17 protein-coding genes are annotated in these 18,753 nt (G+C 33.9%); 4 read left to right on the top strand and 13 right to left on the bottom strand.

What is annotated here, in order from left to right:
- Positions 1–101: 101 nt before the first annotated feature.
- Positions 102–1,511, bottom strand: a complete 1,410-nt coding sequence (gene aspA, locus BSF42_RS02605; protein ID WP_095951557.1) for an aspartate ammonia-lyase — start codon at positions 1,509–1,511, stop codon at positions 102–104.
- A gap of 158 nt (positions 1,512–1,669) precedes the next feature.
- Between aspA and BSF42_RS02610 the strand changes: the two genes are divergently transcribed.
- A complete protein-coding gene (locus BSF42_RS02610; protein ID WP_095951558.1) occupies positions 1,670–2,248 on the top strand; it encodes a pentapeptide repeat-containing protein in 579 nt (192 codons plus the stop codon).
- 20 nt (positions 2,249–2,268) lie between these two features.
- Here BSF42_RS02610 and BSF42_RS02615 read toward each other — a convergent pair whose 3' ends face one another.
- The 4 genes from BSF42_RS02615 to glyA form a co-directional block, all read right to left on the bottom strand.
- Entirely contained in the window at positions 2,269–2,772 is a 504-nt protein-coding gene (locus BSF42_RS02615) for a GNAT family N-acetyltransferase (RefSeq protein ID WP_095951559.1), read from the bottom strand.
- Position 2,773: 1 nt separating this feature from the next.
- A complete protein-coding gene (locus BSF42_RS02620; RefSeq protein WP_095951560.1) occupies positions 2,774–3,814 on the bottom strand; it encodes a GMP reductase in 1,041 nt (346 codons plus the stop codon).
- Positions 3,815–4,047: 233 nt separating this feature from the next.
- Complete coding sequence (locus BSF42_RS02625) at positions 4,048–4,641, bottom strand: tRNA-(ms[2]io[6]A)-hydroxylase (protein WP_095951561.1); 594 nt, start codon at positions 4,639–4,641, stop codon at positions 4,048–4,050.
- Positions 4,642–4,786: 145 nt separating this feature from the next.
- Entirely contained in the window at positions 4,787–6,061 is a 1,275-nt protein-coding gene (gene glyA / locus BSF42_RS02630; RefSeq protein ID WP_095951562.1) for a serine hydroxymethyltransferase, read from the bottom strand.
- A 109-nt stretch (positions 6,062–6,170) separates the two neighbouring features.
- On the opposite strand from glyA, the gene fahA reads away from it, so the two are divergent.
- Positions 6,171–7,454 carry a fumarylacetoacetase gene (fahA, locus tag BSF42_RS02635; protein WP_095951563.1) on the top strand — a complete coding sequence of 428 codons (1,284 nt, stop codon included), beginning with the start codon at positions 6,171–6,173 and terminating at the stop codon, positions 7,452–7,454.
- Between the two features lie 132 nt (positions 7,455–7,586).
- Here the strand turns inward: fahA and BSF42_RS02640 are convergent, their stop codons facing one another.
- From BSF42_RS02640 to BSF42_RS02650, 3 genes are all read right to left on the bottom strand, one after another.
- The gene (locus BSF42_RS02640; protein ID WP_095951564.1) at positions 7,587–7,877 is read right to left on the bottom strand and encodes a type II toxin-antitoxin system RelE/ParE family toxin; all 291 of its coding nucleotides are present in this window, start codon (positions 7,875–7,877) and stop codon (positions 7,587–7,589) included.
- Positions 7,867–8,112: a hypothetical protein gene (locus BSF42_RS02645; RefSeq protein WP_141248425.1), complete on the bottom strand. Its 246-nt coding sequence runs from the start codon at positions 8,110–8,112 to the stop codon at positions 7,867–7,869. The genes BSF42_RS02640 and BSF42_RS02645 overlap by 11 nt, the downstream gene beginning before the upstream one ends.
- Positions 8,113–8,190: 78 nt before the next feature.
- On the bottom strand, positions 8,191–9,231 hold the full coding sequence (locus BSF42_RS02650; RefSeq protein ID WP_095951566.1) for an agmatine/peptidylarginine deiminase: 1,041 nt from the start codon (positions 9,229–9,231) through the stop codon (positions 8,191–8,193).
- A 186-nt stretch (positions 9,232–9,417) separates the two neighbouring features.
- Here BSF42_RS02650 and BSF42_RS02655 point away from each other — a divergent pair, with 186 nt between their 5' ends.
- Together BSF42_RS02655 and BSF42_RS02660 are read left to right on the top strand one after the other, a co-directional pair.
- Positions 9,418–10,935, top strand: a complete 1,518-nt coding sequence (locus BSF42_RS02655; protein WP_095951567.1) for a choice-of-anchor I family protein — start codon at positions 9,418–9,420, stop codon at positions 10,933–10,935.
- 202 nt (positions 10,936–11,137) lie between these two features.
- Positions 11,138–12,397 carry an OmpA family protein gene (locus BSF42_RS02660; RefSeq protein ID WP_095951568.1) on the top strand — a complete coding sequence of 420 codons (1,260 nt, stop codon included), beginning with the start codon at positions 11,138–11,140 and terminating at the stop codon, positions 12,395–12,397.
- A gap of 330 nt (positions 12,398–12,727) precedes the next feature.
- Here BSF42_RS02660 and BSF42_RS02665 read toward each other — a convergent pair whose 3' ends face one another.
- The 5 genes from BSF42_RS02665 to clpB form a co-directional block, all read right to left on the bottom strand.
- Positions 12,728–13,618: a carbon-nitrogen hydrolase gene (locus BSF42_RS02665; protein WP_026729496.1), complete on the bottom strand. Its 891-nt coding sequence runs from the start codon at positions 13,616–13,618 to the stop codon at positions 12,728–12,730.
- An 85-nt stretch (positions 13,619–13,703) separates the two neighbouring features.
- Entirely contained in the window at positions 13,704–13,955 is a 252-nt protein-coding gene (locus tag BSF42_RS02670; RefSeq protein WP_095951569.1) for a hypothetical protein, read from the bottom strand.
- A gap of 133 nt (positions 13,956–14,088) precedes the next feature.
- Positions 14,089–14,499: a hypothetical protein gene (locus BSF42_RS02675; RefSeq protein WP_095951570.1), complete on the bottom strand. Its 411-nt coding sequence runs from the start codon at positions 14,497–14,499 to the stop codon at positions 14,089–14,091.
- Positions 14,500–14,840: 341 nt separating this feature from the next.
- Positions 14,841–15,725 (bottom strand): DUF808 domain-containing protein, encoded by an 885-nt coding sequence (locus tag BSF42_RS02680; protein ID WP_095951571.1) that lies wholly within the window; start codon positions 15,723–15,725, stop codon positions 14,841–14,843.
- Between the two features lie 414 nt (positions 15,726–16,139).
- Positions 16,140–18,737 carry an ATP-dependent chaperone ClpB gene (gene clpB / locus BSF42_RS02685; RefSeq protein ID WP_095951572.1) on the bottom strand — a complete coding sequence of 866 codons (2,598 nt, stop codon included), beginning with the start codon at positions 18,735–18,737 and terminating at the stop codon, positions 16,140–16,142.
- Positions 18,738–18,753: the final 16 nt, after the last annotated feature.

Genomic DNA, 18,753 nt, shown 5'->3' on the forward strand with positions numbered 1-18,753 from the left:
TCAAAACCTTACAACTTAAATTTAATTAAAACCAGATTTTTTAGAAAGAAAAAAGCCGCTAAAGAAATTAACGGCTTATAAATATGATTTTAAAAAATATCTTATTTTGTAATAAACTTTGGATGTATTAAATTTTCTAACGAATAAATTTCATCCCATTTTTCCTGAGTAATCAGCTTTCGTTCTAAAACAGCAATTTGATGTACACTTTTGTTTGTTTTTAAAGCTTCGCCTGCAATACTGGCACTTTCTTCGTAACCAATAATTGGGTTCAACTGTGTAACGATTCCAATGCTGTTCATTACCATATTATAGCAATGGTCCACATTTGCTGTGATTCCGTTAATACATTTATCGATTAAAGTTTGAATAGCATTTGAAAGATAATCTAACGAAGTAAACATAGCAAAAGCAATTACTGGTTCCATTACATTGAGCTGTAATTGTCCTGCTTCTGCCGCCATAGTTACCGTTAAATCTTGACCAATTACATAAAAACAAGTCTGATTTACCACTTCTGGAATTACTGGATTTACTTTTCCTGGCATAATTGAAGAACCAGGCTGGCGTGCCGGCAGATTAATTTCATTTAAACCCGTTCTCGGCCCTGAACTCAACAATCTTAAATCGTTGCAAATTTTAGAAATTTTAACTGCAGAACGTTTTAATGTTCCCATAATTTGTACGTAAGCGCCTGTATCAACCGTTGCTTCAATTAAATCTGGCGAAAGCGTCAAAGGTATTCCAACTTCTTCTGCTAAATATTTTACACAAATTTCAGGATAACCTTCTGGTGCATTTACTTTTGTTCCAATAGCTGTTGCGCCCATGTTAATTTCTAATAATAATTCTTGGGCATTTTTCAAACGCTGGATATCTTCACCAATTGTGGTTGCATACGCTTTAAATTCTTGCCCTAAAGTCATAGGAACAGCATCTTGCAATTGCGTTCTTCCCATTTTTAAGACTTCTTTAAATTCTTCGCCTTTTTTAGCGAAAGCAACTTCTAATCCTGCTAAAGTTTTAATGAAATTTTCCATTTTCAAATACAACGCAATTCTAAATGCAGACGGATAAGCATCATTTGTTGACTGCGAACAATTGACATGATTGTTGGGATGCAGAAAATTATATTCTCCTTTTTTATGACCTAAATATTCCAGACCAATATTTGCAATTACTTCATTGGCATTCATGTTTACTGAAGTTCCTGCCCCGCCCTGAATTAAATCGCTTACAAATTCTTTATCAAATTTACCCGAAATAACCTGATCGCTTCCGTAACAAATGGCTTCTGCAATTTTAGCATCTATTGCATTACAATCTTTATTAGCCAATGCGGCAGCCTTTTTTACATATCCTAAAGCTTTGATAAACAAAGGTTCTTTTGAAATTGGAATTCCGGTGATATTAAAATTTTCTACCGCTCTAAAAGTCTGGATTCCGTAGTATAAATGATTAGGGATTTCTAGTTCTCCTAAAAAATCATGTTCCTTTCTTGTTGGTTCCATATAATAAAATTGATACGTTTTAACTTAAAAAATAAGCGTAAAGCTACATCAAATTATGGATAAAAAATGTGAATGAAATCAAAATCATTTCCGATTTAGAAAGAATATTTTGTTCTAAATTATTACCTTTTCACCCTCAAATAATTATCAAAACAGAGTTGAAAAAAGAAAGCGAATATTTTCTTGATAAAGAATGCAATACAATTACTTACGCCAAAGACGATCTTAATTTTAAAGATTTTGAATGCTGCGTTTTTAATGATTGTAATTTTTCTGCCTGCACTTTTTTAGCCGTTACTTTTATCGATTGTGTCTTTAATGACTGCATTTTTAATGAGTCTAAAATCAATTATGTAGCTTTTAGAACCGTTACTTTCAATCGCTGCGAAATTAAAGAAGTAAATTTCGCTATGTGCGATAAACTGATTTTTGAAGTTCGCTTTAATGACTGTATTTTGGATTTTTCAAAGTTTTATACCTTAAAACTAAAAGGAACCCCTTTTATCAATTGCAGTTTAATTGCCGTCGATTTTATGGCTGCAGATCTTACAGGAGTTGTATTTGATAATTGTGACTTGTATCGTTCCGAGTTTAATAAAGCCATCGCCAATAAAGCCGATTTTAAGACGAGTTATAATTATACTATTGATCCATCGAAGACTAAACTTAAAAAAGCTATTTTTTCTTTGAAACAGGTAAAAGGTTTATTGTTTAAGCATGATGTGGTTGTGAGTTAACACAACCGTTTGCCGAAAAACTATTTCAAGATTTCTTTCCCCATTACATAATCTTCCATTAAATACCCATTTCCAATTTCTATATCGACTGTTTCTTTAATTTCGAAACCTAGTTTTTTATAAAAATTTAAAGCGGTATTAAAACGGTTTACGTTTAATAAAAGTTCTTTTGAATTATTTTCTGAAGCCAATTTCTCAATCGAATTAAAAACAATTTTTCCGTAACCTTTTCCCTGTGTTTCGGGCAGAAGGTATATTTTATGGATTTTTGTAATGGCTTCGTTTTTATAATTGTGCTCAATTCCAATAAAACCGATTGTTGATTCAGAATCTGAAACCATATAAAACAGCTGTTCATTATTCAAAATTTGCTTAGATAGCGCTTCTGTAGAATAAATTAGATCTAACATATAATCTAATTGTGCTGCAGTTAAAATTTCGCCATACGTATTGGGCCAAGTTATGTTTGCAATCTTTTGAATTTTAGCAATATCTTCAATTGATGCTTCAGTAATTTTAATCATATTATTTTGTAAAAACTTGATTTTCCTGTTCGCTTACGCGGATGAAAGTCGTGCGTTTTGTTAATTCTTTTAATCTTGAAGCTCCTACGTAAGTGCAAGTGCTTCTAATTCCTCCTAAAATATCTAAAACAGTGTGAATTACATCTCCTTTAAAAGGCACTTGAACTGTTTTTCCTTCGCTTGCTCTATATTCAGCAACTCCGCCAGAATGTTTATCCATTGCCGTTTTGGAGCTCATTCCATAAAACTGTTTGAATTTTTCTCCCTTTACCTCGATTAGTTCTCCTCCGCTTTCGGTATGTCCAGCGAGCATGCCGCCCAACATTACAAAATCGGCTCCAGCGCCAAAAGCTTTGGCTACATCACCCGGAGTTGTACAGCCTCCATCACTTATAATATGTCCGCCTAAACCATGCGCAGCATCGGCACATTCAATAATAGCAGACAGTTGCGGATAACCCACTCCTGTTTTTATACGCGTTGTACACACAGAACCGGGTCCAATTCCCACTTTTACTATATCGGCTCCCGCTAATAATAGTTCTTCAGTCATTTCTCCCGTAACTACATTACCAGCAATAATTATTTTATCTGGATATTGTTTTCGTGTCTTTTTTAAAAATTGTACAAAATGTTCTGAATAGCCATTTGCAACATCAATGCAGATGAATTTCAGCGACGGATTTGCTGTAATTATTTTTCCGATTTTTTCAAAATCTTCTTTTCCTGTTCCTGTGCTTACAGCAATATAATCGTAAAAATCTGGAGTTACTTTTTGCAGAAAATTATTCCATTCTTCTAATGAATAATGTTTATGAATTGCTGTAAAAAGCTTTTCTCCTGCCAAAACCTGAGCCATTTCAAAAGTACCAACGGTATCCATATTAGCCCCCATGATCGGAATTCCTGTCCAAGAACTTGTGCTGTGCAAAAATTTAAAGTTTTGTTCTAATGAAACTTCCGACCTGCTTTTGAGCGTTGATCTTTTGGGTCTAAACATTACGTCTTTAAATCCTAATTTTAGGTCGGTTTCTATTCTCATGGTTCAAGATTTTGGTTACTCTCAAATATAAGAATTTTAGAATTTAGATTGAAGATTATAAAAACTTAAAAAATGAACGCCGATTAAACTGATTCGCTTTCGCGAAAACGCCGATTTAAACGGATTTTTATTTCTTTAATTTTCGTGAATTTCTCCCGAACCCTCGCTATCACTCAGCCTGACAACTGTAAAACTGAGACTGAGACTGAACACTAAAAACTGAACACTAAAAACTACCCGTGAATCGTTTCTCCTTTTCCGTAATTAGTAATAATAGATTCCTCAAATGCAAGCCATTCTCTCCAGCGTTTTTCAACATCAATTCCTGTACCGTATTTGCGTGCGTATGTAATGAATGTGGTATAATGTCCCGCTTCACTTTCCATTAATTCTCTGTAAAAAACAGCTAATTCTTCGTCCTGAATATTTTCAGAAAGGACTTTAAAACGTTCACAGCTTCTGGCTTCGATCATTGCTGAGAATAATAACCTTTCAACCAAACCAGAAACACGGCTTCCGTCACCGCTTCTTCTCATGTATTGGTATAATTCGTTTACATAATCATCTTTACGCTCACGTCCTAATTTTAGTCCTCTTTTGATGATGATGTTATGCACCTGCTCAAAATGATCGATTTCTTCTTTGGCTAAAGCCAATAAATCTTTTACCAAATCTTGATGTTCAGAGTTATTGGTAATAATTGTAATCGCGTTGGTAGCCGCTTTTTGCTCGCACCAAGCGTGATCCGTCAAAATTTCTTCTATGTTTTTCTCAACAATATTTACCCATCTTGGGTCGGTTGGCAGTTGTAATCTTAGTACGCCCATTTTTTTAAGTCTTAAAGTTTAAAAGTCGAAAGTCATAAAGTCATTAGAAACCTAAAAAGAAAAGTCGAAGATCAAAATTAAAATAGAATTTTACATTCCATTTCAAGACTTTTGACCTTCGACTTTAAGACTTTACGACTATTTTTTAATATGCAAAAATTGGTCTTTCGCTCATTAATTCGTTTACTTCTTCAGCAACTTCCTCGATAAGATCTTCATTTGTATGATCTGTAAGAACTTTATCGATTAAAGCTACGATAGTTTCCATATCTTTTTCAACTAAACCACGAGTTGTGATTGCAGCTGTTCCAACACGAATTCCAGATGTTACAAATGGTGATTTGTCATCAAAAGGAACCATATTTTTATTTACTGTAATTTCAGCTTTTACTAATGCGTTTTCAGCTTCTTTACCAGAAATATTTTTATTTCTTAAGTCAATAAGCATCATGTGGTTATCAGTTCCGCCAGAGATAATATTGTAACCTCTTTTTACGAAAGCATCAGCCATTGCGTTTGCATTTTTTTGTAATTGCATTGCATAAGTAAAGAACTCATCTTTAAGCGCTTCACCAAAAGCAACTGCTTTAGCAGCGATAATGTGCATTAAAGGTCCACCTTGATTTCCTGGGAAAACAGCTAAGTCTAATAAAGAAGACATCATTCTGATTTCTCCTTTTGGAGTTTTTAAACCTTGTGGGTTTTCAAAATCTTTCCCCATTAAAATCAAACCTCCACGTGGTCCTCTCAATGTTTTGTGAGTTGTTGTAGAAACAATATGACAATGAGGAATTGGATCATTTAATAATCCTTTTGCAATAAGACCTGCAGGGTGAGAAATATCAGCAAATAAGATTGCTCCTACGCTGTCAGCAATTTGTCTGAAACGAGCAAAATCCATATCACGAGAGTAAGCCGAAGCTCCAGCGATAATTAATTTTGGCTGTTCTTTAGTTGCTATTTCTTGAATTTTATCATAATCTAAACGACCAGTCTCTGCATCTACTCCGTAAAAAACAGGACGGTATAAACGACCAGAGAAGTTTACAGGAGAACCGTGAGTTAAGTGACCACCATGAGATAAATCGAAACCTAAAATAGTATCACCAGGATTTAAACACGCATGGTAAACAGCAGTGTTTGCCTGAGATCCTGAGTGAGGCTGTACGTTTGCGTATTCAGCACCAAATAATTCTTTAGCTCTGTCAATAGCAATCTGCTCGATAACATCAACGACTTCGCAACCGCCGTAGTATCTTTTGCCAGGATAACCCTCAGCATATTTGTTAGTTAAAACAGAACCAGCTGCTTCCATTACTTCATCACTTACAAAATTCTCTGAAGCAATAAGCTCAAGTCCGTGAATTTGTCTTTCTTTTTCCTCTTGGATAAGATCAAAAATTTGTTCGTCGCGTTGCATTTCTATGTTTTTCGTTAATTTCACGCAAAAATACAAAAAAACGTTTGTCAAACTGCTAGATTATGATATATTTGACATACAATTTTTCAACAAATAATTAACATTAAACATGCCTATAACCGCCAACGATACCAGTAGAAAATCATGGTTAGAAGTGCCAGAGACTAGCGACTTCCCTATTCAGAATATCCCTTTCGGTGTGTTTCTTACCAAAGAAAATGTCGTTACTGTAGGTACAAGAATTGGCGATTACGCTATAGATTTAGGGGCTTTACAACAATTAAACTATTTTGAAGGAATAGATTTAACAGATGATATGTTTATGCAGGATACGCTGAATGATTTTATTTCTGACGGAAAAAAAACATGGCGTTTGGTTCGAAATCGTATCGCTGAGATCTTTGACGAAAACAATCCACAGCTAAGAGATTCAACAAAAGACCGAGATATTGTTATATTTAATATCGACGATATAGAGATGCAATTACCTGTTTTAATTGGTGATTACACAGATTTTTATTCTAGTAAAGAACACGCTACCAATGTAGGGAAAATGTTCCGAGACCCAGAAAATGCACTTCTTCCAAACTGGTTACACATTCCAGTTGGTTACCACGGAAGAAGTTCTACGATTGTTCCGTCTGGAATTCCGGTTCACAGACCAATGGGACAAACGTTGCCGGCAGGGGAAAAATATCCTGTTTTTGGTCCGTCTCGTTTAGTAGATTTTGAATTGGAAACGGCTTTTATTACAACCGATGTGAATATTATGGGAGAAAATATCCCTACATATGAAGCTGAAGATTATATTTTCGGAATGGTTTTATTAAATGACTGGAGCGCGCGAGATATCCAAAAATGGGAATATGTGCCTCTAGGACCATTTTTAGCAAAAAACTTTGCAACTTCAATTTCACCTTGGATTGTAACTATGGATGCTTTGGAGCCTTTTAGAACAAAAGGACCTAAACAAGATCCGTCGCCGCTTCCTTATTTACAGACAAAAGGAAAGAAAGCTTTCGATATTCATTTAGAGGTTTCTTTAAAACCTGAAGATGCAGAAGAAACTGTAATTTCTAAATCTAATTTTAAATATTTATACTGGTCAATGAGCCAGCAATTGGCGCATCATACTTCAAACGGATGCCGCGTAAATTCTGGTGATATGATGGGTTCAGGAACTATTTCTGGACCAACTCCTGACAGTTTTGGTTCTATGTTAGAATTAACGTGGGGCGGGAAAAATCCGCTGAAATTAAATGACGGAAGTGAACGTAAGTTTATTGAAGATAATGACACGGTAATTATTAGAGGTTTCTGCGAAAATGCCGAAGTAAGAATTGGTTTTGGAGAAGTTGCAAGTCAGCTTTTACCTCCATTTATTAGACCATGAAGAGAAAATAAAACACATTAATTGTAACGTATTTATATAATAAAAAAGCTTGTTAGTATTTTCTAACAAGCTTTTTTTATGTTTTGAATAATTTTGCAAAATCCCGAAATTTTCGATACCACAAATATAAAATTAAGGTTTCTTTTGAGGACTTCTGGAAGTATGAAATACAGAATGAATAATAATATCGATTCCGATAATTTCATAAATAATTACAAATGGAAATTTGACCAAAGGCAATTCTCTATAATATGGTTTCTTTTTTATTTCAAATAATTCCGGATTAGCCTTTATTACTTTTAGATAAGATTTCAAATAAGATAGAAATTGTTTGCCTAAACCTTTACTTCTGCTTTCGTAAAACTTAATAGATTTATCAATTTCTTTTTCTGCTAATGGTAAAATTTTAAGATTAAAGACCATATTTAGCAATCAATCGCTCTTCTACTTCTTCCCAAGAACTAGTTTTATTTTCTCCTGAAATATATTTTTCTCTTTCTTCTGCAACAATATCATAATGAGAATCTGGAACAATTGATTTTTTTTCCTCGAGATTTATGGCATCAAAAACACTTTCTAAAATTTCCAGTTTAGAATCGTCTTCGATGAATTTTCCAAAATCATTTATGAGTTTTCGTCTTAATTCTTTTGTTTCCATTTTTCTTATATTTAATTCAAATTTAAGTTTTTCTAATTTCAACTGTATTTAAAACTTTGCTGCTTTGTTTCTTCGCAGCTAAGCTGGAATCTGCTGGCTCAAACAATGCAAAGTTCCAAATCCCCAGATGAAATCAATACAACTGATTCCGATTACTTCTCTGTCTGGAAAACATTCTGCCAATATATTTAGAGCTACTCTATCGTTGCTGTCATTGAATGTTGGAACTAAAACGCAATTATTCAAAATTAAGAAATTAGCATAACTTGCTGGTAATCTTAAATCTTCGAAATCAACACGTTTTGGCATTGGAAGCGCTACAATTATAGGCGATTTTCCATCTTCTAACTTAGCATTTTGCAAACGTTTTAAATTATCCTGCAAAGGTTTGTAGTTAGAATCGTTTTTATCCGTTTCTACAATTGTAACGATTGTATCTTCATTTACAAATCGGCATAAATCATCGATGTGTCCGTGTGTATCATCGCCTTCAATTCCATCTCCAAGCCAGATTACATTTGTCACACCAAGATATTCTTTAAAAACAGCTTCGTAATCCTCTTTTGTAAAGCCTGGATTTCTAACCTGAATTGTTGGGTGCATTAAACATTCTTCAGAGGTCAATAAAGTTCCTCTTCCGTTAACATCAATTGCACCGCCTTCAACGATTACAGGTTTTCCTTTATAGGTAACCTGAGTTAATGGCACGTCAATAAAATCGGCAACTTTACCCGGAACAAATTTATCTAATTGATAGTTTTTATATTTTGCCCAACCGTTAAAATTAAAATTCAAAGCTTCTCTTTTTGAACCATTTTTTACGATAATAGGTCCAGAATCACGCATCCAGCTTCTGTTGGTTTTATGAATGATAAAAGAAACGTTTTTAATATTTACGCGGGCTCTTTCAAGCATTTCGGCTACTTTTTCTTTTAGTTTTTCATCGGCTACGACCAAAAAAACTGTTTCAAAAGTGGCTGCTTTTTTTATAAATTCTACAAAAGCCCATTGAACAGCTTCGTATTTTCCTGGCCAGTCATTGCCATTATGCGGAAAACAAAGTACAATTCCTTGTTGTTTTTCCCACTCTGCTGGAAATCTTCTATTATTTGTTGACATAAAGAGGTTCTAATTTTGAAAGTGTACAAAGATAAGCATTCGTTAGGATTATAAAACTATTGAATAAAAATCATATTTAATTTCACAAAAAATATCTTGCAAAAATTAAGTTAAAGATTAAATAATACATCCTTAATATTTGACAAAGGAGCTGTAATTACTTTTGCCGAAACTAAAAACTAACACATGAAAAAATTATCTATTTCCTTATTAGCTGCTCTTTTTATTATGGCAAGCTGTAATAATGACGAAAACACAAACACGGAACCTGAAGTTGTTGTAAACGAGAATCCAGCAGCTTTTAAAGAAATTGGTTCTATTACTATTGGTGGAGAAGCTGCTGCTGAAATCTCTGCATACTGCGAAAAAACAAAAAGATTATTCACTGTAAATAACAGCGGTGTAAACCAAATTGATGTTATTGATATTACTGATCCAACAAAACCAACAAAAATTGGAAAAATTGATTTAGCTGCTTATGAAGGCGCTGCCAATAGTGTTTCTGTTTTTGATGGAAAACTTGCCGTTGCTTTAGAATCTACTGCAAATAAGCAGGCTAACGGAAAAGTAGTTGTTTTCAATACTTCAGATTATAGTTTAATCAAACAAGTTACGGTTGGAGCGTTGCCAGATATGATTACATTTTCTCCTGATGGAAAATATATTATGACTGCTAATGAAGGGGAACCAAATACAGATTATTCACAAGATCCAAACGGAACTATTTCTATTATCGAAACAAGTACTTATAGTGTAACGACTCTGGATTTCGCTTCTTTCAGCGGTCAGGCAGCTGCATTGGCAAAAGAGGGATTTAGAATTTCAAAGGCTGCTAAAAGCTTTGCTCAAGACATCGAACCGGAATACATTACTATTTCTGATGATTCTAAAACGGCTTGGGTTACGCTGCAAGAAAATAACGGTGTTGCAAAAGTTGACTTAACTTCAAAAACTATAACGGCTATTTATCCTTTAGGTTTAAAAGATTTTAATACTGCTGAAGATGCTATTGATGTAAGCGACAGTGATGACAAGATTGCTTTTAACCCATGGAAAGTAAAAGGAATATATATGCCGGATGCTATCAGCCACTTTTCTGCAAATAATGTTCCTTATTTTGTTACTGCAAATGAAGGTGATGCCAGAGAATATACTGCTAATACAGATATTAAGCGTATGAAAAGCTTAAAACTTGATGCAACAGTTTTTCCTGACGCTGCTACTTTAAAACTTGACGCTAATTTAGGAAGATTGAATCTTGTTGCTGATATGGGAGACACGGACGGAGATGGTGATTTAGACGAAATGGTTAGTTTTGGCGCTCGTTCTTTTTCTATCTGGAACGGAAATACTGGAAAAATCGTTTATGACAGTAAAAATGATATAGATAAAAAAACGAACGAATTAGGAACTTACGATGACAAACGAAGCGATGATAAAGGTTCTGAACCAGAAGCTGTACTGGCTGTTAAAATGGGAACTCAAAATATTTTGTTCGTTGGACTTGAAAGATCTGATGCTTTTATGACTTATGATGTTACGAATCCAAATTCACCTCAATATTTACAAACTGTAAAAACTGGAGATGCTCCAGAGGGGATTTTATTTATTCCAGCATCTAAAAGTCCAACAAAAAGAAGCTTGTTAGTTGTTAGCAGCGAAGGCGACGGAACTGTAAAGATTTTTCAGCCAGATTTGAAATAATTCAAGATTTAACAAATCCTTAAAAGAACAAAATGTGAATTTTGTTCTTTTTTTTTGGTTTCTATTAAGCTAATATTAACGTATTTACATAATTAAAAGTAAAAAGATGGGAATTATGTAAGACCATATAGAACAGATTCTGAAATTCGACCTTTAATTTTGCTCATGAGTTTAAAATAAAAACAATTTAATTTTTGATATCATGAAAAAGAAATTAGTATCAGTATCCTTATTATTACTATCCTTTGCGGCAGGCGCACAAAATATGGCTCCGACTTCTACCACACCAAGTGTAGATCAAGAATACAACAAGTGGTCTATCGAACTTAACGGTGGTGTTAACAAACCTACAAGAGCAATGACTCCAGGTTATGCTACAGAATCTGCAAACTTCTTTCACGGAGATTTAGGTGTTAGATATATGTTTAATCCAAAATTTGGTTTGAAATTAGATGTTGGATACGATCAATTTAAAGAGAAAAAAGATACTCCTGATTTTGAAAGCCGTTACGTTAGAGCGAGTTTACAAGGAGTTGTAAATGTTGGACGTGCTTTAAATTTTGAAACTTGGACAAACACAATTGGTCTTTTGGCGCATGGTGGTTTTGGAGTTGCACAAATTAGTACTGAAACAGGTTTTGGTGGTCAAGATTACATGGCTCACGGAATCGCTGGTTTAACTGGACAAATCAAATTAAGCAACAGAGTGGCTTTAACTGGAGATCTTACAGGAATTGTTAATGGAAGACAAAACTGGAATTTTGACGGAATGGGTAACACAACAACTGGATCTTTTGATGGTGTTTTATTAAATGCTTCTGTTGGTTTAACTTTCTACCTAGGTAAGAACGAAAAACATGCTGACTGGGTTGGTGAAGAAGACAGAATTGGTGAATTGGAAAAAAGAGTGGACTTAATCGAAACTGGTCTTATAGATTCAGACAAAGATGGTGTTGCTGATTTATACGATTTAGAACCAAATTCAATCGCAGGTGTAGCTGTTAACACAAAAGGACAATCTATTGATACTAATCAAAATGGTGTGCCGGATGAGTTAGAAAGCTATTTAGATAAAACTTACGAAAAGAAAGGAAGTGGAAGCGCTACAAACAATACTGTTGAAGAATTAATTAACGGTGGTTATGTAAATGTTTACTTCGATTTCAACTCATCTAAACCTACAAATGCTTCTTTATCTGGTGTTGATTTCTTAGTGAAATACTTGAAAAACAATCCAGGGAAATCTGCTGACATTATTGGTTATGCTGATGAAATTGGAAACACAAACTACAACACAGAATTATCTAGAAAAAGAGCTGAAGCTGTGAAAAAAGTAGCTGAAAACGCTGGAATCGATGCTTCTAGATTAAACGTGATTGCTAACGGAGAAGATACTTCTGTTAACAAAAACTCTAAAGAGGCACGTCAAATCGTGAGAAGAGTTACTTTCCAAGTGAAATAATTCTAAATATTATATATAGAAAAGGCGGTTTCAAAATTTTGAAACCGCCTTTTTGTTATACAAAGAAATTAGTCTAAGAGTTAAAAAAAAAGACTAGATTTTGAATACTTATTTAAAGCTCCAGCGGAGCAAAATATTTATAGCAATTCTACAAAACAATGAAAAAAAGCTCCAGCGGAGCGGACTGCAATTGATTGTAAAAACATGTCGCTCCGCTGGAGCTTTATCTTTTAAACATTTATTCTTTGCTATAAACATTTCACTTCTCAGAAGATAGCAAAAAAAAGGGCAAAATATCATTTGCCCTTTTTATCTTTTAAATAAATTAAATTATTTATCGATTGCTCTTTTTGTAATATCACCAAAAGCATCAATTCTTCTGTCTCTGAAGAATGGCCAGTTTTGACGAACATTTTCTTGTAAATCCAAATCAACTTCTGCAATTAGGATTTCTTCTTTATCATGAGAAGCCTGCGCTAAAATTTCACCTTGAGGTCCAGCAATGAAAGAAGCTCCCCAGAACTGAATTCCTTCTGTTCCTTCAATATATTTTTCAAGACCAATTCGGTTTGCAGCTGCAACGAAAACACCATTTGCAACCGCGTGGCCTTTCATTACGTTCATCCAAGCTCCATATTGGTTTTCTCCGTATTGTTCTTTTTCTTTTGGATGCCATCCAATTGCTGTTGGATAAAATAAAACCTCTGCTCCTTTTAAAGCTGTAATACGCGCCGCTTCTGGATACCATTGATCCCAGCAGATTAAAGTTCCAACTGTTCCTTTTTTAGTTTCAATTGCTTGAAAACCTAAATCACCTGGAGTGAAATAGAATTTTTCATAGAAATGCGGATCGTCTGGAATGTGCATTTTACGGTATAAACCTGCTTCTGTACCATCTGTATCGATGATATAAGCGCTGTTATGGTAAATTCCAGCCATTCTTTTTTCGAAGAAAGGAACAATAATTACTACTCCTAACTCTTTTGCCAATTCGCTGAAAGCAATAAATGAAGTGCTGTAAAGTGGTTCTGCTAATGCAAAATTGTCTACGTCTTCACTTTGGCAGAAATAATGACTGCTATATAGTTCAGGAAGTAAAATAACCTCTGCTCCTTGACTTGCAGCATCTCTTACCCAGCTGATACATTTTTTTAGATTATTTTCGGCAACGTCATTCAGATTTAACTGAATTACTGATATTTTATATTTTCTTTTCGGCATGACATAAAATTTAGAGTGCAAAAATAATACTTTTTAAAGGAATGGCAAAGTATCTTTAAGATTGAAAAACATTTCATTATACACACTACCAACTCCTAGATTCGCATTCTAATTCTTCTTGACTAACTATGTTTCCATTAATTATTTCCAATTTTGCATTTTTCAACTCTTCCTTATAATCTACTTTATTAATAGGAATACCCAAAATTGAAAAAGCAACAATTTCTTTCTTATAGAATTCCCTAATTTGTTCACGATTTTCTTCTTGTAACTGTAAAACCTTCTTTAAGACAGAAATTGTTTTTGCATTTAGTTCTGTAATTATTGTTTTTTCCATTAAAGATATATATTGGTTATTAAAAAATAATAATAAGATAAAAACTACAAAAAAAAAACCATTTCACATCAGTTTTAATTAAACTTCTGCAAAATGGTTTTACAACCTAAAAAAAATCAACTAAGCAAGTCGTTTACTCTATGAAAACTTTATGAATCAAAAATTCTGTTTCTGATTTTTTGAATTTAATTTCGAAAGTTCCCTTTGTATCAGATTTAAATTTATAAACAGTCTTTTTTGGTGATGGAACTTGTTGCGTACAAACTTCTGACGCGTATTTTACTTCAACCTGTAGCCCTTTAACTTTATCAATTAAAACTTCGCTAATTCTGTCAAATTCTCCACAAGCATTATCTGCTACAAAAGTAACATCGTACGAAAGCTCTTCATTTACTTTTCCTGTTGCTGGTCCTGTAATTTCTGTTACTAATGCAGCTTTTGTAGTTGGAGCTGGTGTTTTGTCATCGTCATCACTGCTGCATGAAATGAATGCAATTGATAAAAATAATACTACTAAAAATGATTTTAATCTAAAACTTTTCATATAAAATAATAATTAATTGTTAATTACTATGAAGATGCGGCAAAGTTGCAATGGTTGCTTTGGTAAAAATGTTAAAAAAATCATTTACAGATTAAACACTTATAAATCAAAACCTTATTGATTAAAAAAAGTTTTCAAAATGAATCTATATCTTATAAAAATGAAAAGATATTGCGTAGCCCCGATAGAAGCGGTATCCTTTTTCCTGCTCCTTTAGCAGGGAAAAGATATAGCGGATAGCGGGACAAAAAGTACTTTTGAAAATGAATTACTATGCTCATAAAACAAAAAAAACACCAGCGTTAACTGATGTTTTAATTTAAAATATATTTAGTTTTAATTTAAACTGTTTTCCTTTTAAAAATCTTCTTGAAGAGATTAACGAATGCTAAAACTACAAGACCAAGAATAAGTCCAATTGTAAATTCTTTGATGATGGCAGGAATATTAATTTTTTCTGCTAAATGATGAAAAAATGGAATGTGATGCACGAAGATACCCCCAGCAACTAATAATAAAGCTATTGTACCAATTACGGTTAAACTTTTAATAATTAATGGAAGTGCTTTTACTAAGATATTACCAATAAATTTTGATATACTTTTTTCTCTTTTACTAAATTTTATAAGCTTATAACCTGCTTCATCCATTCTAACAATAAGCGCAACAATACCATAAACACCAATAGTTGCAATTAATGCAATTATGGAAGTTACAACTATTTGCTGTATTAAGGGCTCTTCAACTACTGTACTCAAAGCGATAATTACAATTTCTACAGAAAGAATAAAATCGGTTATAATTGCCGATTTAATTTTTCCTTTTTCGGCTGCAAGAATTTCTTCTTCGGTTAAAACTTCGTCGGTAATTCCTTCTGATTCTTCGTGTTTGTGCGGAAATATAAATTCATATATTTTTTCGGCTCCTTCATAAGCTAAAAATAATCCTCCTAAAACTAGAATGACAATAATAGCAACTGGTAAAAAAGCACTCAACAAGAACGCAATTGGAAGAATAATGATTTTATTAAGCAGTGAGCCTTTGCTGATTGCCCATAAAACCGGAAGTTCTCTTGATGAAGCAAATCCTGATGCTTTTTCAGCATTTACTGCTAAATCATCACCTAGAATTCCAGCTGTTTTCTTTGCAGCGACTTTACTCATTACTGCAACATCATCCATAATTGCTGCGATATCATCTAATAGAACGAAAAAACCTGAAGCCATTTTTTAAATTTATTTTAGTGATGCGAATCTAGACATTTTGATGTAATCTTCCCAACAATTTGACATCAAAAATTTGCTTTTTATTCGTAATTTTCTGTATTGTAGTTTTGCAGAAAAATTAACTGCACTGTCCTAAAATTACCCAGATAATTATAAAAACTAAAATAGTTCCGAAACATCCTCCACCTAACTTTTTTGCACCGTATCCTGCGATTAAACCTCTAAATATATTATTCATAGCTTCTTTTTTTTAAATTAATAATTGAATTTTGCTTGATTTGTTTGAAGTTATAAAATTCATTTATTTTGATTGAAAAATTGTTACACGAATAAGGAGAAAAGTTTCAGAATTCACGGATAAAAAAAAGCACCAGTACAATTACTGATGCTTTCTTAAGAGTAACAATGAAAAAATTAATTAGCTGTCTGGTTTCTAAAAACCAATTTGCCATCAAAAGCATCTAACAAAATAATGCTTTCTGTTGTTATGTTTCCTGCCAGAATTTCTTTTGACAGCTGATTTAAAACCTCTCTTTGAACCACACGTTTTACGGGTCTTGCCCCAAATTGAGGATCATATCCTTTGTCTGACAAGTAAGCAATTGCTTCTGGAGTTGCATCCATAGTAATTCCCTGTAATGCCAGCATTTTGGTAACGCTTTTAAGCTGTAAGCCTACAATTTTTGAAATATTCTCAACTGTAAGCGGCGTAAACATTACGATTTCATCAATACGGTTTATAAATTCCGGACGAACAGTTTGTTTTAATAATCCTAAAACTTCGTTTTTAGCTGCTTCTGTAGCTGCTTCAACACCGCCTTTTAGATTCTCAAACTTTTCTTGTATAATCTGGCTTCCCATGTTAGAAGTCATGATAATAATTGTGTTTTTGAAATCGGCTAGACGACCTTTGTTATCGGTTAAACGTCCTTCATCTAGAACCTGCAATAAGATATTGAATGTATCTGGATGCGCTTTTTCGATCTCGTCTAACAAAATTACTGAATAAGGTTTTCTACGAACCGCTTCTGTCAATTGACCACCTTCATCATAACCTACATATCCTGGAGGCGCACCAACCAAACGGCTCACACTGTGGCGTTCTTGATACTCACTCATATCGATACGCGTCATGGCATTTTCATCATCAAAAAGATATTCTGCTAATGCTTTTGCTAATTCCGTTTTACCAACTCCGGTTGTTCCTAAGAATAAGAATGTTCCAACTGGTTTTTTCATATCCTGCAAACCGGCGCGGCTTCTACGAACGGCATCACTCACCGCTTCAATTGCTTCTTCCTGCCCCACTACACGTTTGTGCAGTTCGTCTTCTAAATGCAATAGTTTTTCTCTTTCTGTCTGAAGCATTTTCATAACTGGAATTCCAGTCCATTTTGCTACAACTTCTGCAATATCTTCTCTGGTTACTTCTTCTTTGATTAAAGAAGTTCCAGATTGAAACTCTAATAATTGTTTTTGCAAAGCTTCTTGACGTTCCTGCGCTTCTTTTATTTTTCCATAGCGAATTTCAGCTACTTTTCCGTAATCACCTTCACGTTCTGCACGTTCTGCTTCATATTTAAAGTCTTCAATTTCCAGTTTTACAGCCTGAATTCCGTCAACAATATCTTTTTCAGATTTCCATCTGGCGTAGATTTCGTTGCGTTCTTCTTTTAAATTCGCTAAATCCATTCCTAAGATCTTCAGCTTACTTTCTTCTTTCTCACGCTTAATGGCTTCGATCTCGATTTCCAACTGCATGATTTTACGATCCAAAACATCCAGTTCTTCTGGTTTTGAATTGATTTCCATACGAAGTTTAGAAGCCGCTTCGTCCATTAAGTCAATTGCTTTATCTGGTAAAAAACGATTGGTAATATATCGCTGCGAAAGTTCAACCGCTGCAATAATTGCTTCGTCTTTAATCTGTACTTTATGGTGCGTTTCGTATTTTTCTTTGATGCCGCGTAAAATTGAAATTGCACTTTCTGTATCTGGTTCGTCAATTAAAACCTTTTGAAAACGTCTTTCAAGCGCTTTATCTTTTTCAAAATATTTTTGATATTCATCTAAAGTCGTTGCACCAATCGCTCTTAATTCACCACGAGCCAAAGCTGGTTTCAGGATATTAGCGGCATCCATTGCGCCTTCTCCTCCACCTGCTCCTACCAGCGTATGAATTTCATCTATAAATAAAACGATATCACCTTCGGCAGAAGTTACTTCTTTTACAACCGATTTTAAACGTTCTTCAAATTCTCCTTTGAATTTCGCTCCTGCAATCAAAGCCCCCATATCTAATGAGAAAACGATTTTATCTTTTAAATTTTCTGGAACGTCTCCATCAACAATTCTGTGCGCTAAACCTTCTGCAATTGCGGTTTTACCAACACCAGGTTCACCAATAAGCATTGGGTTGTTTTTTGTTCTACGAGTCAAAATCTGCAATACACGGCGGATTTCTTCGTCACGTCCAATAACTGGATCTAGTTTCCCTGTACGTGCTAATTCGTTTAAGTTTTTAGCATATTTATTCAACGAATTGTATGTTTCTTCTGCTGATGCCGAAGTTACTCTTTCGCCTTTACGTAATTCCTCGATTGCTGCTTTAAGACCTTTTCCAGTAACTCCCTGATCTTTTAAAATCTGAGAAACTTTACTTTTTGAGTCAAAAATGGCTAAGATTAAATGTTCGATCGAAACATATTCGTCGTTCATTTTTTGTGCGATAATTTCAGCTTCATTCAAAGCTTTATTTGCGTCTCTGGAAAGTAAAATATCACCTCCTGAAACTTTTGGAAAACTCTGAATTGTACTGTCTAAAATTTGTAAAAACAAAGGCACGTTTACGTTTAACTTTTTCAAAATAAACGGCGCCACGTTTTCATCAACTTCAAAAATAGCTTTGAAAATGTGTTCATTTTCAATTTGCTGCTGGCCGTTTCGCTGTGCTAATTGCTGCGACAACTGAATGGCTTCCTGCGATTTAATAGTAAACTTGTTAATATTCATATTTTTATCGATTTGA

The organism is Flavobacterium sp. ACN6 (assembly GCF_002304005.1).
In the GTDB taxonomy this organism is placed as follows: Bacteria; Bacteroidota; Bacteroidia; order Flavobacteriales; family Flavobacteriaceae; genus Flavobacterium.